This is a genomic window from Pseudoxanthomonas kalamensis DSM 18571, assembly GCF_010211745.1.
Classification (GTDB): Bacteria; Pseudomonadota; Gammaproteobacteria; order Xanthomonadales; family Xanthomonadaceae; genus Pseudoxanthomonas_A; species Pseudoxanthomonas_A kalamensis.
On sequence record NZ_PDWQ01000007.1, the window covers coordinates 32,000 to 57,137 of the forward strand.

At 67.5% G+C, this 25,138-nt stretch carries 19 protein-coding genes and 1 tRNA gene; 11 read left to right on the forward strand and 9 right to left on the reverse strand.

The features are described 5' to 3' along the window. The first annotated feature begins 46 nt into the window (after nt 1–46). The gene (gene serA / locus CSC70_RS13095; protein WP_162457094.1) at nt 47–1,285 is read left to right on the forward strand and encodes a phosphoglycerate dehydrogenase; all 1,239 of its coding nucleotides are present in this window, start codon (nt 47–49) and stop codon (nt 1,283–1,285) included. Nucleotides 1,286–1,292: 7 nt separating this feature from the next. Here the strand turns inward: serA and CSC70_RS13100 are convergent, their stop codons facing one another. Continuing rightward, nucleotides 1,293–1,772 (reverse strand): GFA family protein, encoded by a 480-nt coding sequence (locus tag CSC70_RS13100; protein WP_162457095.1) that lies wholly within the window; start codon nt 1,770–1,772, stop codon nt 1,293–1,295. A 16-nt stretch (nt 1,773–1,788) separates the two neighbouring features. Continuing rightward, nucleotides 1,789–4,224 (reverse strand): ribonuclease R, encoded by a 2,436-nt coding sequence (gene rnr, locus CSC70_RS13105; RefSeq protein ID WP_162457096.1) that lies wholly within the window; start codon nt 4,222–4,224, stop codon nt 1,789–1,791. A 96-nt stretch (nt 4,225–4,320) separates the two neighbouring features. Here rnr and CSC70_RS13110 point away from each other — a divergent pair. The 3 genes from CSC70_RS13110 (at nt 4,321) to CSC70_RS13120 (ending at nt 7,546) form a co-directional block, all read left to right on the forward strand. After that, nucleotides 4,321–4,405: transfer RNA gene (locus tag CSC70_RS13110), tRNA-Leu, on the forward strand. A 91-nt stretch (nt 4,406–4,496) separates the two neighbouring features. Beyond that, nucleotides 4,497–6,746 (forward strand): DNA topoisomerase IV subunit A, encoded by a 2,250-nt coding sequence (gene parC, locus CSC70_RS13115; RefSeq protein WP_162457097.1) that lies wholly within the window; start codon nt 4,497–4,499, stop codon nt 6,744–6,746. Nucleotides 6,747–6,886: 140 nt separating this feature from the next. Beyond that, nucleotides 6,887–7,546 (forward strand): thiopurine S-methyltransferase, encoded by a 660-nt coding sequence (locus CSC70_RS13120; RefSeq protein ID WP_162457098.1) that lies wholly within the window; start codon nt 6,887–6,889, stop codon nt 7,544–7,546. A gap of 30 nt (nt 7,547–7,576) precedes the next feature. On the opposite strand, the gene bfr is transcribed toward CSC70_RS13120, so the two are convergent. Further along, on the reverse strand, nt 7,577–8,059 hold the full coding sequence (bfr, locus tag CSC70_RS13125; protein WP_162457099.1) for a bacterioferritin: 483 nt from the start codon (nt 8,057–8,059) through the stop codon (nt 7,577–7,579). A 183-nt stretch (nt 8,060–8,242) separates the two neighbouring features. Between bfr and CSC70_RS13130 the strand changes: the two genes are divergently transcribed. Next, the gene (locus CSC70_RS13130; protein ID WP_162457100.1) at nt 8,243–10,627 is read left to right on the forward strand and encodes a penicillin acylase family protein; all 2,385 of its coding nucleotides are present in this window, start codon (nt 8,243–8,245) and stop codon (nt 10,625–10,627) included. Nucleotides 10,628–10,662: 35 nt separating this feature from the next. Further along, nucleotides 10,663–10,971 carry an I78 family peptidase inhibitor gene (locus tag CSC70_RS13135; RefSeq protein ID WP_162457101.1) on the forward strand — a complete coding sequence of 103 codons (309 nt, stop codon included), beginning with the start codon at nt 10,663–10,665 and terminating at the stop codon, nt 10,969–10,971. Nucleotides 10,972–10,977: 6 nt separating this feature from the next. Here the strand turns inward: CSC70_RS13135 and asnB are convergent, their stop codons facing one another. The 6 genes from asnB to map all read right to left on the reverse strand — a co-directional run bounded on the left by asnB (nt 10,978) and on the right by map (nt 18,820). Continuing rightward, nucleotides 10,978–12,675 (reverse strand): asparagine synthase B, encoded by a 1,698-nt coding sequence (gene asnB, locus CSC70_RS13140; RefSeq protein ID WP_162457102.1) that lies wholly within the window; start codon nt 12,673–12,675, stop codon nt 10,978–10,980. A gap of 222 nt (nt 12,676–12,897) precedes the next feature. Beyond that, nucleotides 12,898–14,028 carry a succinyl-diaminopimelate desuccinylase gene (dapE, locus tag CSC70_RS13145; RefSeq protein ID WP_162457103.1) on the reverse strand — a complete coding sequence of 377 codons (1,131 nt, stop codon included), beginning with the start codon at nt 14,026–14,028 and terminating at the stop codon, nt 12,898–12,900. Next, entirely contained in the window at nt 14,025–14,384 is a 360-nt protein-coding gene (locus CSC70_RS13150; RefSeq protein WP_162457104.1) for an arsenate reductase, read from the reverse strand. The genes dapE and CSC70_RS13150 overlap by 4 nt, the downstream gene beginning before the upstream one ends. A gap of 153 nt (nt 14,385–14,537) precedes the next feature. Next, entirely contained in the window at nt 14,538–15,476 is a 939-nt protein-coding gene (gene dapD, locus CSC70_RS13155; protein ID WP_162457105.1) for a 2,3,4,5-tetrahydropyridine-2,6-dicarboxylate N-succinyltransferase, read from the reverse strand. Beyond that, nucleotides 15,418–18,039 (reverse strand): [protein-PII] uridylyltransferase, encoded by a 2,622-nt coding sequence (gene glnD / locus CSC70_RS13160; protein ID WP_162457106.1) that lies wholly within the window; start codon nt 18,037–18,039, stop codon nt 15,418–15,420. The genes dapD and glnD overlap by 59 nt, the downstream gene beginning before the upstream one ends. A gap of 4 nt (nt 18,040–18,043) precedes the next feature. Further along, entirely contained in the window at nt 18,044–18,820 is a 777-nt protein-coding gene (map, locus tag CSC70_RS13165) for a type I methionyl aminopeptidase (protein WP_162457107.1), read from the reverse strand. Between the two features lie 333 nt (nt 18,821–19,153). Here map and CSC70_RS13170 point away from each other — a divergent pair, with 333 nt between their 5' ends. The 5 genes from CSC70_RS13170 (at nt 19,154) to rpsB (ending at nt 25,040) form a co-directional block, all read left to right on the forward strand. Next, nucleotides 19,154–19,648 carry a Csu type fimbrial protein gene (locus CSC70_RS13170; protein WP_162457108.1) on the forward strand — a complete coding sequence of 165 codons (495 nt, stop codon included), beginning with the start codon at nt 19,154–19,156 and terminating at the stop codon, nt 19,646–19,648. Nucleotides 19,649–19,653: 5 nt separating this feature from the next. Beyond that, nucleotides 19,654–20,454, forward strand: coding sequence for a fimbrial biogenesis chaperone (locus CSC70_RS13175; RefSeq protein ID WP_162457109.1), 801 nt, complete (start codon nt 19,654–19,656; stop codon nt 20,452–20,454). 7 nt (nt 20,455–20,461) lie between these two features. Further along, complete coding sequence (locus CSC70_RS13180; RefSeq protein WP_162457110.1) at nt 20,462–22,873, forward strand: fimbria/pilus outer membrane usher protein; 2,412 nt, start codon at nt 20,462–20,464, stop codon at nt 22,871–22,873. Then, entirely contained in the window at nt 22,870–23,904 is a 1,035-nt protein-coding gene (locus CSC70_RS13185; protein ID WP_162457111.1) for a Csu type fimbrial protein, read from the forward strand. The genes CSC70_RS13180 and CSC70_RS13185 overlap by 4 nt, the downstream gene beginning before the upstream one ends. Nucleotides 23,905–24,194: 290 nt before the next feature. Next, nucleotides 24,195–25,040: a 30S ribosomal protein S2 gene (gene rpsB / locus CSC70_RS13190; protein ID WP_162457112.1), complete on the forward strand. Its 846-nt coding sequence runs from the start codon at nt 24,195–24,197 to the stop codon at nt 25,038–25,040. The last annotated feature ends 98 nt before the right edge of the window (nt 25,041–25,138 follow it).

A 25,138-nucleotide genomic window follows, 5' to 3' on the forward strand; every position in this document is an offset into this window, starting at 1 on the left:
TCTGGCATAGTGGCGACCCTTTCCGCGCCGTCAGCGCAGATCGCACATGTCGAAGAAAACCTCGTTTCCCAAGGGCGACCTGCGCGTCCTGCTGCTGGAAGGCATCAGCCAGACCGCCGTCGATACCTTCCGCGCCGCCGGCTACACCCAGATCGAATACCACAGGAAGTCGCTGCCCGAGGACGAGCTGAAGGCGCGCATCGCCGAGGCGCACATCGTCGGCATCCGTTCGCGCACCCACCTGAGCGCCGATGTGCTGGCCGAGGCGCGCCGGCTGTTCGCCGTGGGCTGCTTCTGCATCGGCACCAACCAGGTCGATCTGGAAACGGCCGAACTGGCCGGTGTCCCGGTCTTCAACGCGCCCTACTCCAACACCCGCAGCGTGGCCGAGCTGGTCATCGCCCAGGCCATCATGCTGCTGCGCGGGGTGCCGCAGAAGAACGCCGAATGCCATCGCGGCGGCTGGTCCAAATCCGCCGAGGGCAGCCACGAGGCCCGCGGCAAGACCCTGGGCATCATCGGCTACGGCCACATCGGCACCCAGGTCGGCGTACTGGCCGAGGCGATCGGCATGCAGGTGGTCTTCCACGATATCGAGACCAAGCTGTCGCTGGGCAACGCGCGGCCGTCGGAAAGCCTGCGCGAACTGCTCGGACGCAGCGACGTGGTATCGCTGCACGTACCGGAAACCGCGGCGACCCGGAACATGTTCGGCGCGGACGAAATCGCCGCGATGAAGGCCGGAGCGCACCTGATCAACGCCTCGCGCGGCACCGTGGTCGACATCGACGCGCTGGCCTCGGCGATCCGCGACGGCCGCCTCGGCGGCGCGGCGGTGGACGTGTTCCCGGTCGAGCCCAAAGGCAACGGCGACGAATTCGAATCGCCGTTGCGTGGGCTGGACAACGTCATCCTGACCCCGCACGTCGGCGGCAGCACGCTGGAGGCGCAGGACAACATCGGCATCGAGGTGGCGTCCAAGCTGGTCCGCTACAGCGACAACGGCAGCACCCTGTCGGCGGTCAACTTCCCCGAGGTCACCCTGCCCGGCCACGAAGGCAGCCGCCGCATCCTGCATATTCACCGCAACGTGCCGGGCGTGCTGTCGCAGATCAACGACGTGTTCCGCGGGCGCGAGGTCAACATCGACGGCCAGTTCCTGCGCACCGATCCGCAGGTCGGCTACGTGGTCATCGACATCACCGCCAGCGAGGAACAGACCACCGACCTGCGCGAGGCGCTGACCGCGATCCCCGGCACCCTGCGCACCCGCGTGCTGTACTGAGCCGCGCTCAGCCGCGTGGCGGCGGCCAGTCCGCGGTGTCGTGGTCGGGGTGCTGGAAGGACACGATGCGGGCCAGAAACTCCGCCGCCGCTTCGTCTTCCTCGGTGCGTCGCTGCGGCAGTGCGGACAGTCCGTCCACGTAGGGCAGCTTGCCCTCCACCCCGTACTGCACCCACGGCGCCAGCGCGGATGGGTCGTCGAACGCACCGGCCGCGATGGCCAGGCCGTCTGGCGCCTCGTAGGTCAGCGGCGTGCCGCAGTCGGCGCAGAAGCCGCGATTGACCAGGTTCGACGAAGCAAAACGCCGGGGCTCGCCGCGGGTCCAGGCGAACTCGGCGCCGCGCACCGACACCAAGGGCGCGAAATAGCCGCCGAACGCCTTCTGGCACATCCGGCAATGGCAGATCGAGGCATCGTCCAGTTCGCCGACGACCCGGAACCGGACCGCGCCGCACTGGCAACCACCGCTATGGACTGGCTTAGGCATGGATGCTCCGGCGCGCTCAGTATTTCTGCTTCTTGCGCCGTGCCGGGAAGGCACGCTGGCCGCTGCCGGCCGCTTCGTCCTCGCGGCCTTCGACCAGGCGGAAATCGATCTTGCGCTCTTCCAGGCTGGCCTTCAGCACCACGATCCGTACCCGGTCGCCAAGGCGGAACTCCATCCCGCGACGCTCGCCGGTCAGGGTCTTGCGCACCGGGTCGAAGTGGTAATAGTCGTGCGGCAGCTGGGTGACGTGGATCAGACCGTTGACCTTGGACTGGTCCAGCTCGACGAACAGGCCGAAGCTGGTCACCCCGCTGATCACGCCGTCGAACTGCCCGCCCACGTGCTGCTCCATCCACGCCGCGCGGTAGCGTTCGTCGACCTCGCGCTCGGCCTCGTCCGCACGCCGCTCGCGCTCGGAACACTGCAGCGACAGCGCCGCCATCTCGTGCGGGCTGTAGCGGTACTTGTCGGACTTGCCACCGACCAGCGCGTACTTGATCGCCCGATGTACCAACAGGTCCGGATAGCGGCGGATCGGCGAGGTGAAATGGGCGTAGGCCTCCAGCGCCAGACCGAAATGGCCGACGTTGTCCGGCGAATACACCGCCATGCTCTGGCTGCGCAGCAGCACCGACTCCAGCAGCGCCGCATCGGGGCGGTCGCGCACCTTCTTCAGCAGCTTGCTGAAGTCGGCCGGCTGCACCTTGCTCCAGGCCGGCAGGCTCAGCTTGAATTCCTTCAGGAACTCCAGCAAGTCAGCGTACTTGGATTCCGGCGGCCGCTCGTGGATGCGGTACGGCGCCGGAATGTGCTTCTTCAGCAGGTAACGCGCCGCCTCGACGTTGGCGGTGACCATGCATTCCTCGATCAGCTTGTGCGCGTCGTTGCGCAGCAGCATGCCGGCCTGGGTCACCTCGCCGCGATTGTCGAGCACGAAGCGCACTTCCGAGGACTCGAACTCGATCGCCCCGCGCCGCTTCCTGGCCTTGGCCAGCACCTGGTACAACTGGTGCAGGCGCTGCAGCTGCGGCAATTGCGCACCGACCTGCGCCTGCGCTTCGGCGTCGTCCTCGCCTACCGCCTTCCACACCTGGGTATAGGTCAGGCGGGCGTGCGAATTCATCACCGCCTCGTAGAACTTCGAACGGGTCACCTCGCCTTCGTGATCGATCTGCATGTCGCAGACGAAGCACATGCGATCGACCCGCGGATTCAGCGAACAGATGCCGTTGGACAGCGTTTCCGGCAGCATCGGCACCACGAAGCCGGGAAAATACACCGAGGTGGCACGCCGTTGCGCCTCGTCGTCCAGCGGACTGCCGGGGCGCACGTAATGCGACACGTCGGCGATGGCGACCAGCAAACGGAAGCCGTTGCGGTTGGGTTCGCAGTACACCGCGTCGTCGAAATCCTTGGCGTCCTCACCGTCGATGGTGACCAGCGGCAACTGTCGCAGGTCGACCCGGTCGCCGAGCATCGACGCATCCACCTGCAACGGCACCGCCGCAGCCTCATCCAGCACCGCCTGCGGGAATTCGCTGGGAATGTCGTGGCCGTGGATGGCCATCTCGACCACCAGCGACGGCGTCAGCTTGTCGCCCAGCACCGCCAGCACCCGTCCGATCGGCGGCCGCCGCGGGTCCGGCGCCTGCACCAGTTCGCACACCACCAGTTGTCCGTCGCGGGCATCGCCGCGCGCGTCCGGCGGGATCTGCACGTTGCGCTGGATGCGCTTGTCGTCCGGCACCACGTAGCTGATGCCCGCCTCCAGTTCGAAGCGGCCGATCAGCCGGCTCATCCGGCGCTCCAGCACCTCGACGATGGCGCCTTCGCGGCGACCGCGACGGTCCATGCCGGTGATACTGGCCATGGCGCGATCGCCATGCATGACCTTGCGCATCTCGTACGGCGGCAGGAACAGGTCGTCGCCGCCGGCATCCGGGCGCAGGAAGCCGAAGCCGTCGGGATTGGCGATCACCACCCCGGGCACCAGGTCCATCTGCTCGGCCGGCGCATAGCCGCCACGACGGTTGAGCAGCAACTGGCCGTCGCGCACCATCGCCGACAGCCGCTTGTCCAGGGCCTCGCGACGGTCCGGTTCGGTCAGCCGGAAAGTCTGCGCCAGGAAATCGGCGTCCTGCGGGCCATCAGACGCCGCCAGCAGTCCGAGAATGGCCTCGCGGCTGGGGATCGGATTGGCATAGCGCTCGGCCTCGCGCGCGGCGTGCGGATCGTGGAACCCCTTGCCCCTGGCCGGCCGCGCGGTCGCCTCCTTGGCGGGTCGCGAAGGCTTGCCCGGCTTGGGACCCCGGACCGGGGCAGCGGCCGTTTCCGGCATCCATGGCGGCAGCTTGCCACCGCCCTTGTTGCCGCCGGAACGGGGCGCGGTGCCCTTGCCGGAAGCCTTGCCTGGCGCGGTCTTCCCGCCGCGCTTGGGGGTACGTTTGCTCATCGCCGCATGGTACACCCGCCCTGCCCCGACCCAGCGCCGCCCGGTGCCTGGCCGTTGACAACATCCAGGCCTGGCTTCAAAATTGGCGGCTCACCTGCCCAGGTGGCGGAATTGGTAGACGCACTAGTTTCAGGTACTAGCGGGTAAAACCGTGGAGGTTCGAGTCCTCTCCTGGGCACCAAGACATGAAACCCCGCTGCGGCGGGGTTTTCGCTTTCCGGGTGTCGGCGACGGGTAGAATTCATCGATTGAATTCGCAAGCCCATCGCATCATGACCGAATCCTCCACGCCACGTCCCAGCTTCCACGGTTTCGAGCAGATTCCGCTGCGCGAGTACGCCGAACGCGCGTATCTGGACTACTCGATGTACGTGGTGCTGGACCGCGCCCTGCCCTTCATCGGCGACGGCCTCAAGCCGGTGCAGCGGCGCATCGTCTATTCGATGAGCGAGCTTGGCCTGTCCGCCGCATCCAAGCCGAAGAAGTCCGCGCGCACGGTCGGCGACGTGATCGGCAAGTTCCATCCGCACGGCGACAGCGCCTGCTACGAGGCGATGGTGCTGATGGCGCAGCCGTTCTCGTACCGCTATCCGCTGATCGATGGCCAGGGCAACTTCGGCTCGGCCGACGACCCGAAGTCGTTCGCGGCCATGCGCTACACCGAGTCCAAGCTGACCCCACTTGCCGAGGTGCTGCTGGGCGAGCTGGGCCAGGGCACGGTGGACTGGGTACCCAATTTCGACGGCACGCTGGAAGAGCCCAGCTGGCTGCCGGCGCGACTGCCGCACCTGCTGCTCAACGGGACCACCGGCATCGCCGTGGGCATGGCCACCGACGTACCGCCGCACAACCTGGGCGAAGTGGTCAGCGCCTGCATCCGCCTGATCGACGACCCGCAGGCCAGCGTGGCCGACCTGTGCGAACACGTGCGTGGTCCGGACTATCCGACCAGTGCAGAAATCATCACCCCGGCGGCCGACTTGCGCGCCATGTACGAAACCGGCACCGGCAGCGTCCGCGCCCGCGCCACCTGGGAGCGGGAAAACGGCAACCTCATCGTCACCGCGCTGCCCTATCAGGTGTCGCCGTCCAAGGTGATCGAGCAGATCGCCGCGCAGATGCGGGCCAAGAAGCTGCCGTGGCTGGAAGACATCCGCGACGAGTCCGACCACGCCAACCCGGTGCGGATCGCACTGATTCCGCGCTCCAACCGGGTCGATGCCGAACAACTGATGGGCCACCTGTTCGCCACCACAGACCTGGAAAAGAGCTACCGGGTCAACCTCAACGTGATCGGTCTGGACGGCAAGCCGCAGGTCAAGCACCTGAAACTGCTGCTGGAGGAATGGCTGCAGTTCCGCTACGACACCGTGACCCGCCGGCTCAAGCACCGGCTGGAGAAGGTCGAACGTCGCCTGCATCTGCTGGAAGGCCTGCTGATCGCCTTCCTGAACCTGGACGAGGTGATCCGGATCATTCGCAGCGAGGACGAACCCAAACCGGCACTGATCGCCCGCTTCGACCTCAGCGAAGCGCAGGCCGAATACATCCTGGAGACCAGGCTGCGCCAGCTGGCGCGGCTGGAGGAAATGAAGATTCGCGGCGAACAGGACGATCTGGACAGCGAGCGCGACCGCCTGATCGCCACCCTCGACAGCAAGGCCAAACTAAAGAAGCTGATCAAGGACGAATTGCTCGCCGATGCGAAGAAGTTCGGCGACGCTCGCCGCTCGCCGCTGGTCGCGCGCGAAGCCGCGCAGGCGCTGGACGAAACCGAACTGGTCGCCAGCGAGCCGGTGACCGTGGTGCTCAGCGCGAAAGGCTGGGTGCGCGCGGCCAAGGGCCACGATGTCGAGGCCGCCGCACTGTCCTACCGCGAAGGCGACGGCCTGCTGGCCGCGGTGAAAGGCCGCAGCACGCAGCAGGTGGCCTTCCTAGACAGCCAGGGCCGCAGCTATTCGACGCTGGCGCACTCGCTGCCGTCGGCACGCGGCAACGGCGAACCGCTGACCGGACGCTTCTCGCCGGCCGCCGGCGCCGGTTTCGTCGCGCTGGCCAGCGGCGGCAACGACGACCGCTTCGTGCTGGCTTCGTCGCACGGCTACGGCTTCGTCACCCGCTTCGAAAACCTGACCGGGCGGCAGAAAGCCGGCAAGGCGATGCTGTCGCTGGCCGAAGGCGCGCGGGTACTGCAACCGGCCGCGGTCGGCAGCGTGGAAACCGATCGCCTGGTCGCGGTGACCAGCGCCGGTCACCTGTTGGCGTTCCCGGTCTCCGAACTGCCCGAGCTGGACAAGGGCAAGGGCAACAAGCTGATCGAGATCCCCAAGGCCAAGCGCGGCACCGAACGGGTCGTCGCCGTTGCCGTGGTCCCGCCCGGCGGCAACCTGCAGGTCAAGTCCGGCGCGCGCACGATGAGCCTGTCGTTCAGGGATCTGGAACCGTATCTGGGATCGCGCGCCAGTCGTGGCGGGCTGTTGCCGCGGGGGTGGCAGAAGGTCGACGGACTGGATGTGCAGTAGGCCATGCCCTCCATTGTTTGCCACCGTCTCGCGCTGCGGCGCGTTCTTCACCGCGACAGCGGACAGTTCGACTCGGCGCGGCAAAAGGTGGACGGACTGGATGTGCAGTAATTCTTCCGCTCTCCGCTGCATCGAAACGCATGGATACCGACTTCTGGCTTGATTGCTGGCAGCAAGGCCGGACCGGCTTCCACCAGTCCCGCGTGCTGCCGCTGCTGCAGAAGCACTGGCCGGCACTGGGCTTGCCGGCGGGCAGCCGGGTGCTGGTTCCGTTGTGCGGCAAGAGCCTGGACATGCACTGGCTGGCCGCGCAGGGCCATCGGGTTCTGGGGCTGGAGCTGTCGCCACTGGCGGTACAGCAATTCTTCGACGAAGCCGACCTGCAGCCGCAGCGGCATCGCAGCCGATATGGCGAACACCATGTCGCCGGCCCGATCGAAATCATCTCCGGCGATGCCTTCGACGCCGATACCGCGCTGCTGTCCGACGTGGCCGGCGTGTACGACCGCGCGGCGCTGATCGCCCTGCCCGATGCCCTGCGCCAGCGCTATGTCGATACCGTCTACGCCGCCCTGCCCGCCGCTTGCGACGGCCTGCTGCTCACGCTGGAATACGATCCGGTGCAGATGGACGGGCCGCCGTTCCCGGTGGCGGAGGACGAAGTGCGATCACGGCTGCAGGGCTGGTCACCGGTATTGCTGGAACGACGCGAACTGCTGTCGCAGGAACCGCGTTTCCGCGAACGCGGGCTGAGCGCGCTGGATACCGCGGTGTATCGCCTGCGCAAGTCCGCTAGCTGATCCAGGGCCGCGCCCGAGCGGAGAACCCGGTCAGCTCGCTGGCGCGTCGTCCAGTTTGGTCAGCAGGTAGTTGGCCAGGCCCAGTCGCCGGATCAGCGAAAGCTGCTGCTCCAGCCAGTGCGCATGGTCTTCCTCGGTGTCCTTCAACTGCACTTCCAGCATGTCGCGACTGACGTAGTCGCCGTGCTGCTCGCACAAGGCCACGCCCCTGGCCAGGTTGGCGCGCACCGCGTATTCGGTCTGCAGGTCCAGCTGCAGCATCTGTTCGACGTCCGTGCCCGGCTCGAACGGCTCCGGCCGCATGTCCGGATCGCCCTCCAGGAACAATATCCGCCGCAGCAAGGCATCGGCGTGCTCGGTTTCTTCCTGCATCTCATGGTCCAGGCGCTGGTACAACGCCGTCAAACCCATGTCCTCGTAGCGGCGCGAATGGATGAAGTACTGGTCGCGCGCGGCCAGTTCGCCACGCAGCAGCTGCTTCAGGTATTCGACGACGTCGGGGTGGCCTTTCATCGGGCAAGCATCCAGGTTCGGAACCGCGAACGATGATGCCCGATCGCCAGCGGCGCCGGCAGAATCGGAATCAGTCTCGTTCGTCATCGACTTCCAGCATCGATTTCCGGCATCGACAGGGTGATGCCGGTTGCTGCTTCCGTGGCATCATCGACCGCTGTCGTCCGTCGGGGGAACTGCATCATGTGGAAATGGCTGCGCCGCATCGTCCTGCTGCTGATCGTCCTGCTGCTGGCGGCCGTGGTCGTGGCCTGGTGGATGTTGCGCGGCAGCCTGCCGCAACTGGATGGCGAGCTGGCCCTGCCCGGGCTGTCGGCGCCGGTCAGCGTGCAGCGCGACGCCTTGGGCGTAGTCACCGTCGAGGCGGCGAACGAAACCGACATGGCGCGTGTGCTGGGCTACGTGCACGCGCAGGAGCGTTTCTTCGAAATGGACCTGATGCGGCGCAGCTCCGCCGGCGAACTGTCCGAACTGTTCGGCCCGGTGGCGCTGGAGCTGGACAAGCAGCGCCGCGTGCACCGCATGCGCGCCCGCGCCGAAGCCAGTCTGGACAGCTTCGCCGGCAACCGGCGCACGCAACTGCAAGCCTATGTCGAGGGCGTCAACGCCGGCCTGGCCGCACTCGACTCGCGTCCCTGGCCCTACCTGCTGCTGCGCCAGCAGCCGCGTCCGTGGACGATGGCCGACTCGGCCCTGACCGGCTACGCCATGTACTTCGACCTGCAGGACGAACGCAACCTGCGCGAACTGGCCCTCGCCCAGATTCGCCAGCACTCGCCGCCGGCGTTGTACGCGCTGATCGCCCATGACGGCAGCCGCTGGGACGCGCCGCTGTACGGCCCGCCGCGTGGCGATGCCGTTCTGCCCGGTCCCGATCAACTCGACCTGCGCACGCTGCCGACACCGGACGGCGATCCGGCGCCCGCCATCGACGATGCCGGCACGCCCGGCAGCAACAACTGGGCGGTATCCGGCGCCTTGACCGCCGATGGTCGCGCCATCGTCGCCGACGACATGCATCTGGGTCTGCGTGCGCCCGGCATCTGGTTCCGGGCACGCCTGCGCTATGCCAATACGCGCGCACCGGGCGGCACGGTCGATGTATCCGGCTTCACCCTGCCCGGCCTGCCGGCAGTGATCGTCGGCAGCAACGGCCACGTGGCCTGGGGCTTCACCAACAGCTACATCGACACCGCCGACTGGAAACGCATCGCCAAGGCCGACTTGCCTGCGGCGGGGCTGCGGGAGCACGTCGAACGCATCGCCGTGGCCGGCGCCGAACCGATCGAACTGCGCGTGCGCGACACCGACTGGGGGCCGATCCTGCACGAGGACGCCAATGGCGACGCACTGGCCCTGCGCTGGGTCGCCCATCTGCCCGGCGCGGTCCGCGTCGATCTGGCCGACATGGCCGTGGCCGGAGACCTCGACGCCGCCTTCGCCGTGGCCGACCACGCCGGCGTGCCGGTGCAGAACCTGATGCTGGCCGACAGCCAGGGCCGCATCGGTTGGCGCTTGATCGGCATGCGTCCGCAGCGCAGCGGCGAATGCGGACTGCCGCTGGATGTCCCGTCTCCAGCCGTAGATGCCGAAGCCGGCGTAGCGCCCCAGGCGGAACCGGCCACCGCCTGCCCCGACTGGCCGATCCACGCCGACGCCGCACCGCAGGATGTCGATCCGGACAGCCATCGTCTGTGGACCGCCAATGCGCGCACGCTGGACAGCGAGGCACTGCAAGCGGTCGGCGACGGCGGCTATGCCTTCGCCGCGCGCGCGCAGCAGATCCGCGACGACCTGTTCGCCAGCGAACGCTTCACCGAGCACGACCTGCTGGCGATCCAGCTGGACGACCGCGCCGTGTTCATGCAGCAGTGGTGGCAATTGCTGCAGGCGCAGCCGGCCGCCGACGGCAGCGCGCTGGCCGAACTGGCGGCAGCGGCGAAGGACTGGAGCGGACGCGCCTCGGTCGATTCGGCCAGCTACCGGATCGTCCGCGCCTGGCGCCTGGCCGTGCGCGAACGCATCGCCGACGGCCTGACCGCCCCGGTACGCGCCGCCCTCGGCGAGGACTTCCAAATGCCGCAGCTGGGGCAACTGGAAGGCGTGGTCTGGCCGCTGCTGCAACAGCGCCCGGCGCATCTGTTGCCGCGTCAGTACGCCAGCTGGGATGCCCTGCTCGAGGATGCCGCCCGCGCCACCCGCGACGAACTGGCCGCGCAAGGCCCGCTGGCGCAGCGCAGCTGGGGCGAACGCAACACCGCACGCATCTGCCATCCGCTGTCCGCCGCGCTGCCGCTGGGCGATCGACTGCTGTGCATGCCGCACGAACCCTTGCCGGGCGACGCGATGATGCCGCGCGTGCAGGGGCCGGCCTTCGGCGCCAGCGAACGCATGGTGGTGTCGCCCGGGCACGAGGCCGACGGCATCATCCACATGCCCGGCGGACAGAGCGGGCATCCGCTGTCGCCGTTCTGGGGCGCCGGCCACGACGACTGGGTGCAGGGCCGCGCCACGCCGTTCCTGCCGGGCCCGGCCCGGTATACATTGCGCTTCTCGCCCGTGCGCTGAGCACGCCGCCCGCCCTGCACAACCGGAGTCCCGCCATGTCGCCGCGCATCCTGCTTTGCTGTCTTGCCGCCACCGTTCTGGCCGCCTGCAGTTCGGTACAACCCGCACCGGGCAAACCCGACGAACGTGCCGCCGCATCCGGCGAATGCACGGCCGAGCCGGTGCAATGGGCAATCGGGCAACCCGCCTCGCAGGAAGTCATGGGCAAGGTCTGGCGCGAAAGCCATGGCGGCCTGATCCGGCCGATCGCGCCCAACCAAGCCGTCACCCAGGACTACCGCGCCGACCGCGTCAACGTCGTCGTCGACAAGGACAATGTGATCACCCGCATCTATTGCGGCTGACGGCGGCTACTCCCCCGCCAGCGCCTGTTCGTGCACGCCGGCCACCGCGCGGCCGGACGGGTCGGCGGCATTGGCGAAGCTGGCGTCCCAGGCGATCGCCGCCGGTGACGAACAGGCAATCGACTTGCCGCCCGGCACGGATTCAGCCGCGGCCGGCGTCGGATAGAAACGCTCGAACACGCTGCGGTAGAAATACGCTTCCTTGGTCTGCGGCGGGTTGATCGGGAAACGCTTGTCGGCGGCGGCCAACTCGCGGTCGGACACCTGTGCCTCGGCGTGCGCCTTCAGCCCGTCAATCCAGCCGTAGCCGACGCCGTCGCTGAACTGCTCCTTCTGCCGCCACAGGATCGAATCGGGCAGGTAGCCGTCGAAGGCCTGACGCAACACGCCCTTCTCCATCCGCTGCGGGCCGGCGCTGCTCTTGTCGACCATCTTGTACTTCGCGTCCATGCGCATGGCCACGTCGAGGAACTCGCGGTCCAGGAACGGCACCCGCGGCTCCACCCCCCAGGCCATCATCGACTTGTTGGCGCGCAGGCAGTCGTAGTTGTTCAGCGCGTCCAGCTTGCGTACCAGCTCCTCGTGGAATTCGCGCGCGTTCGGTGCCTTGTGGAAGTACAGGTAGCCGCCGAAGATCTCGTCGCTGCCTTCGCCGGACAGCACCATCTTCACGCCCATCGCCTTGATCCGTCTCGCCAGCAGGTACATCGGCGTCGAAGCGCGGATGGTGGTGACGTCATAGGTCTCGATGTGGCGGATCACTTCCGGCAATGCGTCCAGACCTTCCTCGAAGCTGTATTCGAAGCCGTGGTGCACGGTGCCCAGCGACTCGGCCGCAATCGCGGCGGCGGCCAGGTCCGGCGAGCCCTTCAGGCCGATGGCGAAACTGTGCAGGCGCGGCCACCAGGCCTCGGCCTTGTCGTCGTCCTCGATGCGATGGCGCGCATAGCGCGCAGCGACCGCGGCCACCAGCGACGAATCCAGCCCGCCGGACAGCAGCACACCGTAGGGCACGTCGGTCATCAGCTGCCGGTGCACGGCCGCTTCGAAGGCTTCGCGCAGTTCCAGCGGCGCTACTTCGACGCCTTCGACGGCATCGTAATCGCGCCATGGCCGCTGGTAATAGCGGCTCAGCTCGCCGGTCGCGCTGTCGTACCAGTGCCCCGGCGGGAACTGCGCCACGTCGGCGCAAGTATCGGCCAGCGATTTCATCTCCGAGGCCACCCGCAACCGGCCTTCCCTGTCGTGGCCCCAGTACAGCGGCACCACGCCGATCGGGTCGCGGGCGATGATCGCGCGACCCTGCGCCTTGTCCCACAGCGCGAAGGCGAAGATGCCGTTGAGGCGGTTCAGGTAACTGGCCGGTTCGTCTTCCAGATACAGCGCATTGATCACTTCGCAGTCCGAGCCGGTCTGAAAGGCGTAGTCCTGCTTCAGCTGCTTCTTCAGTTCGCGGTGATTGTAGATCTCGCCGTTGACCGCCAGCGCCAGCCGTCCGTCGTCCGACAGCAGCGGTTGCGACCCGCCGGCCGGATCGACGATGGCCAAGCGCTCGTGGACCAGGATGACGCCCTCGTCCAGGTACACACCGCTCCAGTCGGGGCCGCGATGGCGCTGGCGTTGCGACAGTTCCAGCGACTGCCGTCGCAGATCCTGCAGGTCGTCGCCCGGTTGCAGGCCGAAGATGCCGAAGATCGAACACATGGGGAAGGTTTCCGTTTTCCGTTGAAGGGCTTGGGCGAAAAAAAACCCGCATCTCGCGATGCGGGCTTGCTGATTCGGCTTGGTGTACTTCGCCTAGTCGCGGACCCGCATCGGCCGCGCACGATTGTTCGCGCACGGATTGTTGCGGTTGGCGTTGTTGGCGTTGTTGGCGAACATGAGCATGCAGTCACGCTATCCGATGCCGGTGCTGCAGCGCAACAGTTACGCCAGCAACCGTTCGATCAGTTCCAGGTACAGCCCCGGCAGCGCCTGCAGTTCGTCCACGCTGACGTGCTCGTCGACCTGGTGGATGCTGGCGTTGACCGGGCCGATCTCGACGCACTGCGCGCCCAGCGGCGCGATGAAGCGCGCGTCCGAGGTGCCGCCGCCGGTGCTTTCCTCCGGCGGCACGCCGATGAACTGCGTCAGCACCTCGCGGGCGACGCTGCGCAGGCGTCCTTCCGGGGTGTAGAACGGCTCGCCACTGCGGTGCCAGGCCAATGTGTAGTCCAAGCCGTGTTCGCCCAGCATCGCCTCGATCTCCGCCTCGAGCCGCGGCGCGTCCCAGTGCGGGTTGTAGCGAAGATTGAACAGCACCTGCAGTTCGCCTGGGATGACGTTGTTGGCGCCGGTGCCGGCATGCACGTTGCTGATCTGCAGGCTGGTCGGCGGAAAGCTTTCGTAGCCGTCGTCCCAGTGCCGCGCGACCAACGCGGCCAGCGCCGGCGCGGCCTGGTGGATCGGATTGCGCGCCTTGTGCGGATAGGCGACGTGACCCTGCACACCCCTCACCGTCAAGGTACCGGACAGGCTGCCGCGGCGGCCGACCCGCAGCAAGTCGCCCAGGGTGTCGGCCGAGGATGGTTCGCCGGTAATGCACCAGTCGATGCGCTGACCACGCTCGCGGAACATCTGCGCCACTTTGCGCACGCCGTCGATGGCGTCGCCTTCCTCGTCCGAAGTCAGCAGCAGCGCCAGCGTACCCGGATGTCCGGGATGCGCGGCGGCGAAGCGTTCGGCGGCGATGACGAAGGCGGCCACGCTGCCCTTCATGTCGGCCGCACCGCGACCGTACAGCGCACCGTCGCGAATCTCGGACACGAACGGATCGCTGGCCCAGGCCTCGCGCGGGCCCGGCGGCACCACGTCGGTATGCCCCAGCAGGACCAGCACCGGCCCGCCGCCGCTGCCATGCGAGGCCCACAGGTTGTCGACCTCGCCGAAGCGCAGGGATTCGCAGGAAAAGCCTGCTGCCCGCAGCCGCGCGGCGATCAACGCCTGGCAGCCGGCATCGTCCGGCGTCAGCGAAGCGCGCGCGATCAGTTCGCGGGTCAGGTCGAGGACATCGCTCATGCGCCGATGCCGAAACGCTTCTTGAAGCCGTTGTCGCTGAAGCCCTGGCTGACCTGGCCGTCGTCGGTCACCACCAGCGGGCGCCGGACCAGTTGCGGGTATTCGCGCAGCAGCAGCTTCCATTCGGCCTCGCTGCCCGGCGCCTTGCGGTTGTCCGGCAACTGCCGCCAGGTGGTCGAGGACTTGTTGATCAGCGCATCGAATCCATCCGCCTGACCCGCCCACTCCGCCAGCGTCTCCGGCGACGGCTTGTTGTCGCGGTAATCGACAAAGGTATACGCCACCCCGAAGCGATCCAGCCACTTCATCGCCTTCTTGCAGGTGTCGCAGTTCTTCAGGCCATAGATCGTGGTCATTACCCGTACTCCTGTTCCTTCGGACCCCGCCACTCAGGATCGTCATCCCGGCGAAAGCCGGGACCCAGCTCCTGCCGTTGTTTTGTCTTTCAGTGCTCTAACGACACGAGCATAAGCCTGAATCCCGGCTTTCGCCGGGATGACGGGCAATATTCAGTCCGCCAGGCCGCGCAGCAGGTCGTTGACACTGGTCTTGCTGCGGGTCTTTTCGTCGACCTGCTTGACGATGACGGCGCAGTACAGCGAATGCGAGCCGTCGCTGGCCGGCAGCTGGCCGGACACCACCACGCTGCCCGGCGGCACGTAACCGTAGGAAATCTCGCCGGTCGCGCGGTTGTAGATGCGCGTGCTCTGGCCGAGGAACACGCCCATGCCGATCACGCTGTGGTGGCCGACCACCACGCCTTCGACCACTTCCGAGCGCGCGCCGATGAAGCAATGGTCCTCGATGATGGTCGGGCCGGCCTGCAACGGCTCCAGCACGCCGCCGATGCCGGCACCGCCGGACAGATGCACGTGCTTGCCGATCTGCGCGCAACTGCCGACCGTGGCCCAAGTATCGACCATCGTGCCCTCGCCCACGTAGGCGCCGATGTTGACGAAGCTGGGCATCAGCACCACGTCGCGGCCGAAGTAGGTCCCGCGCCGCGCCACCGCGCCCGGCACCACGCGCACGCCGAGCGCGCGGAATCGGGCTTCGTCATAGCCGGCGAAACGCGCTTCGACCTTGTCCCAGAACGGCGCCGGCTGTGCGTCCACCAGCGCCATGTCGTTGACGCGGAAATACAGCAGTACCGCTTTTTTCAGCCATTGGTTGACGGTCCAGCCGCCGTTGCCGTCCGGCTCGGCCACCCGCAGTTCGCCGCTCTCCAGGCCAGCGATGGCCTGCAGCACCAGCGGCCGTACCTGCGCCTCGGCCTCACCCGGCGTCAGTTCGGCGCGGCGCTCGAAGGCGGCTTCGATGGACGATTTCAACGACTCGGTCTTGCTCAACGTGGGGCTCCTGGCAGCGGTCGGCCTCGATGCCGACGGTTCAATTCTTCTCGTTATCCAGTCCCGCAAGCAAGGCCTCGCGCAAGGCCTGCTGCGCATCGGCTGTCAGCGGACGGTCGGTCTCGTCGGTGATCTGGAAGAAATCCTCGGCGCGTTCGCCGAAGGTGGCGATGCGCGCCTCGTGCACGCGCAAGTGCTGGCGGCGCAGCACCTGGGCCACGTCGGACAGCAGGCCGGGACGATCCGGCACGACCAGACTCAGCACGGTCTGCCGACCGTCCAGAGTGGCGCCGAACTCGATCCGCGGGGCGAAACGGAAGTGCTTGAGTTGCCGAGGCAAGGCCCGCCGCGAGGTGCGCACCGCGTCCAGCGGACCGTCCAGCGCCTGCTGCAGCGCCTGCGCCACCTCGTCCGGGTCGCCGCTGGCGTAACTGTCGGCCGGCAGCACCTCGAAGCTGTCGAACACCGTACCGCCCGGCCCCATCAGCACCCGCGCCTGATGGATGCCGAAGCCCATGCGGTCCAGGCTGGCGAGGATGGCGGCGAACAGGCCGTCGCGGTCCGGCGAATGCACGAACACCTCCATTGCACCGGCGTCCGCGTCGACCCGTCTTGCACTGGCGCGGGTCTGGCCTGCGCCCACGCCGCGGATCGCCAGCGCCTGCCAGACCACCTGCTCCGGCCGCAGCCGCAGGAAGCTCTCGCGCGGCATCCGCGCGAACAAGGTGTCGGCCTGCGGCGCCGGCACGCCCTGCACCGCCAGCAGCCGGCGCACCTCACTGCGCGCCTCGGCCAGTCGTGCAGCCATCTCCACCGGATGCTCCAGCCCTTCGCGCAGGGCGCGACTGGCGGCGAAATACAGGTCGGCCAGCAGCCGGTCCTTCCACGCATTCCACAATTTGGGGCTGGTACCGGCGATGTCGGCGCAGGTCAGCAGGTACAGATAGTCCAGGTGCTCGCGATCGCCGACCAGGGTGGCGAAACGGCGGATGACTTCGGGGTCGGCAATGTCCTGCTTCTGCGCGGTCACCGACATCCGCAGGTGCTGTTCCACCAGCCAGGCGACCAGCGCGGTATCGCCGCTCGACACGCCATGCGCCTGGCAGAACTCGCGCGCATCGACCGCGCCGAGTTCGGAATGGTCGCCGCCGCGGCCCTTGGCGATATCGTGGAACAGCCCGGCCAGCAGCAGCAGCTCGGGCTTGCGCAACCGCGGCCACACTTCGTGGGCAATCGAAAAACGCTCGTCCGGCCGTCCCTGGGTGAACAGCGCGATGTTCCGCAGCACCATCAGCGTGTGCTGGTCGACCGTGTAGACATGGAACAGGTCGAACTGCATGCGCCCGGACACCTGGGCGAAGGCCGGGATCCACTGCCCCAGCACCCCCAGCCGCGCCATCCGGGTCAGCGTGTCGACCGCGCGCGGGCTGCGCAGCAGGGCCATGAACGCCTCGCGCTGCGCCGGCGTGGCCTGCGGATACGCCGTCAGCCTGGGCAGCGCCTCGGCCAGCGCGCGCGCGGTCCGCGAATGCAGGCCACGTGCCTGCGGATGCGCCGCCCAGCAGGCGAACAGCGCGAACACCTGCTCCGGCTCGCCGCGCGGCCAGTCGCGCGAACGCGCGGCCAGATAGCCATTGCGCAGGGCGAACCGGTCGTCCAGCGGTTCCGGCACGCCTTCGCCGTCGAACTGTTCCTCGAAGCGATGCAGCAGCCGGTCGCTGATGCGGCGGACGATCGCCGCGCTGCGGTAGAACCCCTGCATCATCTTCTCGACCGCAAGGCTTTCGGCGTCGTCGACGAAACCCAGATGGCTGGCCAGGGTCTTCTGGTAATCGAAACGCAGGCGTTCTTCCGGACGGCCGGCGACCAGGTGCAAGCCGTAGCGCAGGCGGCTGAGCGCATTGCGCTCGCGCGCCAGCGCGCGTGCTTCGTCCGGCCCCAGGTGACCCAGGCCGACCAGCGCTTCCAGATCGTGCACGCCGAAGGTACGCAGCGCCATCCAGCCCAGCGTGTGCAGGTCGCGCAGGCCGCCGGGGCCTTCCTTGATGTTGGGCTCCAGGTTGTCCGAGGTGTCACCGTGGCGGGCATGCCGCGCACGCATTTCGTCCAGCTTGGCGGCGAAGAAGGCGCGTGCCGGCCACACCCGGTCGGCGCCGATGGCCGCCTCCAGCAGCGCGACCTGTTCCGGCGTGGCAACCAGCGGACGCGCCTCGATCAGCGCGGTCAGCACGGTCTGGTCCTCGGCCGCTTGGGTGGTCTGTTCGGGCGAACGCACCGCATGGCTGGCCGCCAGTCCCGCATCCCACAACCGGGCGAACAGCGCCGACAGCGCCTCGCGATGGGCCTGCTGGACGTCCGCTTCGGCCAGCACCAGCAAGTCGATGTCCGAATGCGGGAACAATTGCCCGCGGCCATAGCCACCGACCGCGAACAGCGCCAGCGGCGCATTGGCCGGCAGGCATTGCCGCCAGACGCGACGGAGGATCTGGTCGACGCCGCGCGCGCGCAGCGCCACCAGACGGTCCATGCCGTTGCCGCGCACGCCGGCATCGAAGCGCCGGTTCAGGCGCGCGTCCAGTGCCTCGAGGTCTTCGCGCAGCGAGGCGACCGGATCGGTTTCGCCAGCGGCGTGCACCGCCGGATCGGGCACGGCCGCGGACATCGGATCAGAGATCGTTGTCGTCGCCCGGCAGCCGGGTCAGGATTTCGACGCCATCCTCGGTCACCGCCACCGTGTGTTCCCACTGCGCCGACAGCTTGCGGTCCTTGGTGACCACGGTCCAGCCATCCGGCAGCGTGCGGGTATGGCGGCTGCCTTCGTTGATCATCGGCTCGATGGTGAAGGTCATGCCCGGCTTCAGCACCACGCCCTCGCCGGGGCGACCGTAATGCAGGACTTGCGGCTCGTCGTGGTAGACCGTGCCGATGCCGTGACCGCAATACTCGCGCACGACCGAGAAGCGCTCGGATTCCGCGTACTGCTGGATGGCGTGGCCCACGTCGCCCAGCGTTGCTCCCGGCTTCACCGTGCGAATGCCGCGGAACATCGCCTCGCGGGTGACTTCGACCAACCGCCTGGCCATCACCGACGGCGTACCGACGTAGTACATGCGGCTGGTGTCGCCGTGCCAGCCGTCCTTGATGACGGTGACGTCGATGTTGACGATGTCGCCGTCCTTCAGCACCTTGCCAACGTTGGGGATGCCGTGGCAGATCACGTTGTTGACCGAGGTGCAGACCGTCTTCGGGAAACCACGGTAACCGACGTTGGCCGGGATCGCGCCCTGCACGTTGACGATGTGGTCGTGGCAGACCTGGTCGAGCTCCTCGGTGGTCACGCCCGGCTTCACGTACGGGGCGACGACCTGCAGCACTTCGGCGGCCAAACGGCCGGCGACGCGCATGTGCTCGATTTCCTGTGGGGTTTTCAGTTGTATCGACATTTGCTGATTATCGTCGATTTCGACCCAACCTGAACGGAATGCGGATTCCACCCCCGTTCGACCCGTCCATGGCACAGACCATGGTCGAACGGCGCGCCCGCCATAATGTGACAAAATGAGGCAGTTGCTAGCGCATCGCCTTCCCGCCGGCCACGATCAACCACCGCCAAATCCGTGACTGCCATAACACTTTGCACGCGTTCTCCTGCATGTTTGATGCGGGATGCAGTTCAACGAAAAGTTGGCATGGTCCGTGCGTACACCCGATCACCCGGCGCTTTCCGACCGGCTTCCAGTTGCCAACTCCCTGAACCACATCTCCAAGGACTTTTCATGAACGTGTTCAAGACCAGCCTGATCGCCACCGCCCTGATTGCCGCGGGCGTTGCCGGCAGTGCCCATGCCGCTACCGATACCGCTACCTTCCAGGTGCAGATCGTCATCACCGAGTCCTGCGACATCTCGACCGTCGCACCGACCGACATCGATTTCGGCACCCATACCCGTTCCACCGGCGCTCCGGCCGATGCCACCGGCACCATCACCGTCAACTGCTCGAACGGCACCCCGTATCAGATCGGTCTGGACAACGGTCAGAACGCCCTCGCCACCCAGCGTCGCATGGCGAACGGCGGCATCTTCGTTCCCTATAACCTGTACAGCGACAACGGCCGTACCGTTCTCTGGGGCAACACGTTGAATACCGACACGGTCTCCGGCACCGGTACCGCCGCCGACCAGGCCTATACCGTCTACGGTCGTGTGCCTTCGACCAACTACCCGACCGGCACCTATCTCGACACCGTCACCGCCACGGTCATCTACTGAGCCGAATGAGCTCCGTCGCCGCTCGACAGCAACGGCCAGCGCTGATCCGCTGGCCGTTGCGCATCGGTCTGACCGGTCTGCTGACTGCGACCTGTGCATTGTTCGCACCGGTACTGTCGGCCGCCAGCCTGCAGGTCGCGCCGATCCTGCTGGAATTTCCGGCGGATGAGCAGGCGCAGGGCCTGTGGCTGAGCAACACCGGGCAGGCACCGATCCGTGCCCAGGTCCGGGTGATGCAGTGGTCGCAGACCGACGGCAGCGACCAGTTGACGCCGACCCGCGAACTGCTGGCCAGCCCGCCGATCCTGGAGATCGCGCCGGGCCAGCGGCAACTGGTCCGCATCATCCGTCCGCAACCGCAGGCGCCAGGCTCGGAGCTGTCCTATCGACTATTGGTAGACGAACTGCCCGATGCGGAAGCCGAGTCGAACGGCGGCCTGCAATTCCTGCTGCGCTATTCGGTCCCGGTCTTCGTCCTGCAACCGGGACGGACGCCGGCGATCGCCGCCATCGGGCCGCACCAGCCATACGATACTTCGCCGCTGTCGGCACGGATTGCCGACGGTACGCTGGAAGTGGCGAACGGCGGCAACACCCGCGCGCGAATCAGCCAGCTCAGCTACGTCAACCGCGACGGCAGCCGAGTGTCGCTGGTCCCCGGACTGGTCGGCTACGTGCTGGCCGGGCAACGCATGCAATGGCCGCTCGAGCTGCCGGACACCGTACGCCCGGGCGGCGCATTCAAGGCGATGTTCAACAACGACCGTGAAGAACAAATCCTGCCGTTGCCCGAAACCACGCCTTGAGCTCTCCTTGCCGGGAATCGTGCTGTCGTGCCTGCTGTACGGTGCGCAGGCCGACGCGACCGCGCTTGCGACGGGCACGCACGCCAGCGGCCTGACCCTGGCCGACAACGGCAGCAGCATCGTCGATGGCAGCTTCGACGACGACGGCCTGCGCACGGACGATACCGAGTTGTATCTGGAAGTGGTGCTGAACCAGGCCGCCACCGGGCAACTGGCCCGCTTCGTCCAGCGTGGCGACCGCTTCTACGCCAGCGCCGCCACGCTGCGCAACCTCGGCCTGTCCTGGCCGAGCAGCACGACCGCGAACGGTCTGGTCGCACTCGACGACCTGCCGGGCCTGCAGGCCGAATACGACCCCGCCGCCCAGCGCATCCGCCTGACCGCGCCGGTGGACATGCTGTCGGCCGCGCCCGCTCAGCTCGGATACCGGCAGCCCGAGGTGCCGCAGATCGATCCGGCCACGCAACGGCCCGGCCTGATCCTGAACTACGATCTGTACGCACAGGATGGCGACGGCTACCGCTCGGTCAGCGGCTGGAACGAACTTCGACTGTTCGGCCTGGGCCCGGGCGTCTGGAGCAACACCCAGAGCCTGCGCATGGACAGCGTCGACGGCCGTGACAGCCGCCACGAGTCGGTCCGGCTGGACACATTCTGGCAGATCGACTTCCCCGACCGCATGCTGTCGCTGACGGTCGGCGACAGCCTGACCGGCGCGGTCGCCTGGTCGCGCGCCACCCGCATCGGCGGCATCCGGCTGGCCCGCAACTTCAGCCTGCAGCCCTATCGCATCACCACCCCACTGGCCTCGTTCCTCGGCGAAGCCGCCCTGCCTTCCACCGTCGACCTGTACATCAACGGCCTGAAGCAATCCAGCCAGCAGGTCCGTCCCGGCCAGTTCCAGATCGATTCGGCGCCGGCGCTGAACGGCACCGGCCAGGCGCAGATGGTGATCACCGACATCAACGGCCAGGCCCGGGTCGTGGACTTCAACCTGTACGGCACTCCGCAACTGCTGCAAGCAGGCCTGTCCGACTGGTCGCTGGATCTGGGCACGGTACGCCGCGAATACGGTCTGCGTTCGTTTTCCTATGCCGGCCAGCCGATGCTCAGCGCCAGCGGGCGCTACGGCGTGACCGACGACTTCACGATGGAAGGCCATGCCGAAGCGGTGGAAGGCCTGCAGATGGCCGGCGCCGGCGGCAACTGGCTGCTCGGCCAGCGTGGCGGCGTGTTCGGCGTGGCGCTGGCCGGCAGTCGCCACGCCGGCGAACAGGGCCGCATGGCCGGCGCCAGCTACCAATGGAATTCCAGCCGCTTCAACCTGTACGCGCACAGCCTGCGTCGCAGCCGCGATTTCCGCGACGTGGCCAGCCTGGAAGGCTCGCTGCTGGCGCGCAGGACCGACCAGATCTATCTGGGCCTGTCGACCCGGATGGGCCAGTGGGGCGCCAGCCTGGTTAGGCAGGAGTACCCGGACGCCGATCCCAGCCGCTTCGCCAGCCTGACCTGGTCGCGCAGCCTGCCCGGCAACGGCTCGCTCAATTTCAGCTTCAACCGCGACCTTGAGGATCGCGACGGCGACAGCTACTACCTGTTCTGGTCGATGCCGCTGGATCGCCGCACCTCGGTTTCGGCCAGCGCACGCCATGCGCCGAACAGCGACAGCCTGACCGCCGAGATCAACCGCTCCGTCCCCAGCGACGAAGGCGGCTGGGGCTGGCGCGCGCAAGGCACGGTTGGCGACAACGCCGGCGGACAGGCACAGGTCAGCCAGCTCGGCCGCTACGGGCAATGGAACGCCGGCTTCTACTACTGGCAAGGCAGCGGCAACGCGGATTCGACCACCACCTACTACGCCAGCGCCAACGGCGGCCTGGTCCTGATGGGCGGCCATTTGCAGGCCATGCGCCGGGTCGACGACGCCTTCGCCCTGGTGTCGACCGCCGGCGTGGCCGACGTGCCGGTCAAGCTGGAAAACCGCCTGATCGGCCACACCGACAAGAACGGCCTGTTGTTGATCAATCGGCTCAATGCCTGGCAGGACAACCTGCTGTCGATCGACCCGATGCAGTTGCCCGCGGACATGGAGATCGAAACCACCCGCCTGCAGGCGGTGCCGGCCAGCCGCAGCGGCAGCCTGATCGAGTTCCCGATGCAGCGCACACGTTCGATCACCCTGGTCCTGAACGATGTCAGCGGCAAGCCGATCGCCGCCGGCAGCCCGGTGCGGATCGTCGGCGCCGGCGACCAGGCCGTCACCGTAGTCGGCCAGGACGGCATCGTCTACCTGCGCAACCCGCCAAGCGGTGCGCGATTGCTGGTAGGCACCGCCGAAAACCGCTGCACTGCTACCCTGCCCGACATGGCCGACGATGCCGCGGGCATGATCGATCTGGGCGAGTTGACCTGCCGATGAACACCGAATCCCTGCATTCCGAAACCCACCCCGCCAGCCGCGCCTTGCCGGTCCGCGCATGGCTGCTGGCCGTGCTGGCCCTGTGCGCGCTGGTGCTGGCGCCGCGTCCAGCCGCCGCGCAGAGCTGCTGGATCAATGGCAGCATGAGCATCGATTTCGGCACGGTCACTTCGGCCGGCAAGGACACTTCGAACACGCTCGGCTTCACCTGCTCCAAACCCGGGCTGCTCAATGCCGCCTATCGCGTATGCCTGTTCATCCCCGAAGGCAGCCCGATTCCCGGTGTCAACCCGCGCTGGCTGACCAACTACAACGGCGGCCAGATGGCCTACGACCTGTACTCCGACGCCGCGCGCACGCAGATCATCGGCCCCTACGGCAGCGGCTACCCGACCTACAGTTCCACCTTCTCGATATCGGGACTTGCCTACCAGGAAAGCAACGGCACGCTGCCGATCTACGGGCGGGCGCATGCAGGCCAGAGCCTGCCGGCCGCCTACGCCTACGCAAGCCAGATCAGCAATTCGCAGCTGCGCTACAGCTACAACGCAACAATCTGGCCGTTCAGCGTCTCTGCTCCCAGCGTCGCCGAATGTCTGTCCGGCGGCGGCTCGGGTTCGGGCATCGTGAGCTACTACACCGGGGTCGCTGCCACCTTCGCCAACACCTGCCATATCGTGGTAGCCAGCGACATGGATTTCGGCACCGCCCCGGCGCTGACCGGCAACGTCGATCAGACCTCGACCATCCAACTGGAGTGCCCGGTCGGCACCAGCTGGCAGGTGCGGCTGGACAACGGCAACCACGCGACCGGAAACACCCGGCGGATGGCCTCCGGCGGCAACTTCGTCACCTACAATCTCTACCGCAACGCCGCCCGCACACAGCGCTGGGGCAACAACAACGGCAGCGACGTGGATGGCTCCGGCAACGGCGCCACCCAGACGCTGACCGTGTACGGGCGGGTGCCGGCGCAGGCCGCCGTCTCCGGCACTTATACCGACACCATCACCGTCACCCTGGTCTACTGACCCCGGATTGCCGGCGGCGGCGGCGGCGGGCTATAATTCCGCGGCTTTGCGGGGCAACCCGTCAGGCACGTCCACGCCGGACGTCACCGGCGAATACACACCCATCGCCACCACCCGTGCCGGGGTGCCCCGAGACTTCTGGGATATTTCCAGAAAAATCAACGGGTTCGGTCACGGAAGCGATGGGGAGGCCCAACCCCGGAATCGTCGTGCCCGCCCTGGCGGACACTCCCTTGCGCGGCTCAACCAAGCCTGCCGCGCCCGGGCGATTCCCCATCAGGAGTACTGCAATGCCCCAGATCACCATGCGCCAGATGCTGGAAGCCGGCGTCCATTTCGGCCACCAGACCCGCTACTGGAACCCCAAGATGGCACCGTACATCTTCGGCGCCCGCGGCAAAATCCACATCATCAATCTGGAAAAGACCGTCCCGCTGTTCAACGACGCGATGAACTTCCTCTCCGGCGTCGCCCAGAAGCGCGGCACCATCCTGTTCGTCGGCACCAAGCGCAGCGCGCGCGAGGCGATCAAGGAAGAGGCCGAGCGTTGCGGCATGCCGTTCATGACCCAGCGCTGGCTGGGCGGCACCCTGACCAACTTCGCCACGGTGAAGAAGTCGGTGGCGCGCCTGAAGGAACTGGAGTCGGCCGAAACCGACGGCACCTTCGACAAGCTGGTCAAGCACGAAGTGCTGGGCCTGCGCCGTGAGCGCGACAAGCTGGAAGCCTCGCTGGGCGGCATCAAGGACATGAACCGCCTGCCGGACGCACTGTTCGTCATCGACATCGGCCATGAAGACATCGCCATCAGCGAAGCCAAGAAGCTCGGCATCCCGGTGGTCGCCGTGGTCGACAGCAACTACGACCCGGCCCTGGTCGACTACGCCATCCCCGGCAACGACGACGCCATCCGCGCCGTGCAGCTGTATGCCCGCGCCGCCGCCGATGCCGTGCTGGAAGGCAAGGCCGCTGCTCCGAACGCCGCCAGCGTGCGCGAGGAAGACTTCGCCGAGTCCGGCGAGGACAAGCCCGCCCGCCGTCCGGCGCGCAAGGCGCCGGCGAAGAAGGCCGCCGCCAAGGCCGACGACGCCGGCAGCGACACTGCGGAAGCCGCCGAGGCTCCGGCCGCCGAGTAACCGGCGCGCAACGCAGCCGCGCCAGACTGCGCGGCTGCCCTTTCCCGGACTGCGGGTCCGGGCAACCGACATGGCGGGCACGTCCCGCCCAATCGCAT

What these genes read in the sequence shown, in the direction of transcription:
- serA (WP_162457094.1), top strand. Translation starts at nt 47, where the DNA reads ATGTCGAAGAAAACCTCGTTTCCCAAGGGCGACCTGCGCGTCCTGCTG.
- CSC70_RS13100 (WP_162457095.1), bottom strand. Translation starts at nt 1,772, where the DNA reads ATGCCTAAGCCAGTCCATAGCGGTGGTTGCCAGTGCGGCGCGGTCCGG.
- rnr (WP_162457096.1), bottom strand. Translation starts at nt 4,224, where the DNA reads ATGAGCAAACGTACCCCCAAGCGCGGCGGGAAGACCGCGCCAGGCAAG.
- parC (WP_162457097.1), top strand. Translation starts at nt 4,497, where the DNA reads ATGACCGAATCCTCCACGCCACGTCCCAGCTTCCACGGTTTCGAGCAG.
- CSC70_RS13120 (WP_162457098.1), top strand. Translation starts at nt 6,887, where the DNA reads ATGGATACCGACTTCTGGCTTGATTGCTGGCAGCAAGGCCGGACCGGC.
- bfr (WP_162457099.1), bottom strand. Translation starts at nt 8,059, where the DNA reads ATGAAAGGCCACCCCGACGTCGTCGAATACCTGAAGCAGCTGCTGCGT.
- CSC70_RS13130 (WP_162457100.1), top strand. Translation starts at nt 8,243, where the DNA reads ATGTGGAAATGGCTGCGCCGCATCGTCCTGCTGCTGATCGTCCTGCTG.
- CSC70_RS13135 (WP_162457101.1), top strand. Translation starts at nt 10,663, where the DNA reads ATGTCGCCGCGCATCCTGCTTTGCTGTCTTGCCGCCACCGTTCTGGCC.
- asnB (WP_162457102.1), bottom strand. Translation starts at nt 12,675, where the DNA reads ATGTGTTCGATCTTCGGCATCTTCGGCCTGCAACCGGGCGACGACCTG.
- dapE (WP_162457103.1), bottom strand. Translation starts at nt 14,028, where the DNA reads ATGAGCGATGTCCTCGACCTGACCCGCGAACTGATCGCGCGCGCTTCG.
- CSC70_RS13150 (WP_162457104.1), bottom strand. Translation starts at nt 14,384, where the DNA reads ATGACCACGATCTATGGCCTGAAGAACTGCGACACCTGCAAGAAGGCG.
- dapD (WP_162457105.1), bottom strand. Translation starts at nt 15,476, where the DNA reads ATGCGCAGCAGGCCTTGCGCGAGGCCTTGCTTGCGGGACTGGATAACG.
- glnD (WP_162457106.1), bottom strand. Translation starts at nt 18,039, where the DNA reads ATGTCCGCGGCCGTGCCCGATCCGGCGGTGCACGCCGCTGGCGAAACC.
- map (WP_162457107.1), bottom strand. Translation starts at nt 18,820, where the DNA reads ATGTCGATACAACTGAAAACCCCACAGGAAATCGAGCACATGCGCGTC.
- CSC70_RS13170 (WP_162457108.1), top strand. Translation starts at nt 19,154, where the DNA reads ATGAACGTGTTCAAGACCAGCCTGATCGCCACCGCCCTGATTGCCGCG.
- CSC70_RS13175 (WP_162457109.1), top strand. Translation starts at nt 19,654, where the DNA reads ATGAGCTCCGTCGCCGCTCGACAGCAACGGCCAGCGCTGATCCGCTGG.
- CSC70_RS13185 (WP_162457111.1), top strand. Translation starts at nt 22,870, where the DNA reads ATGAACACCGAATCCCTGCATTCCGAAACCCACCCCGCCAGCCGCGCC.
- rpsB (WP_162457112.1), top strand. Translation starts at nt 24,195, where the DNA reads ATGCCCCAGATCACCATGCGCCAGATGCTGGAAGCCGGCGTCCATTTC.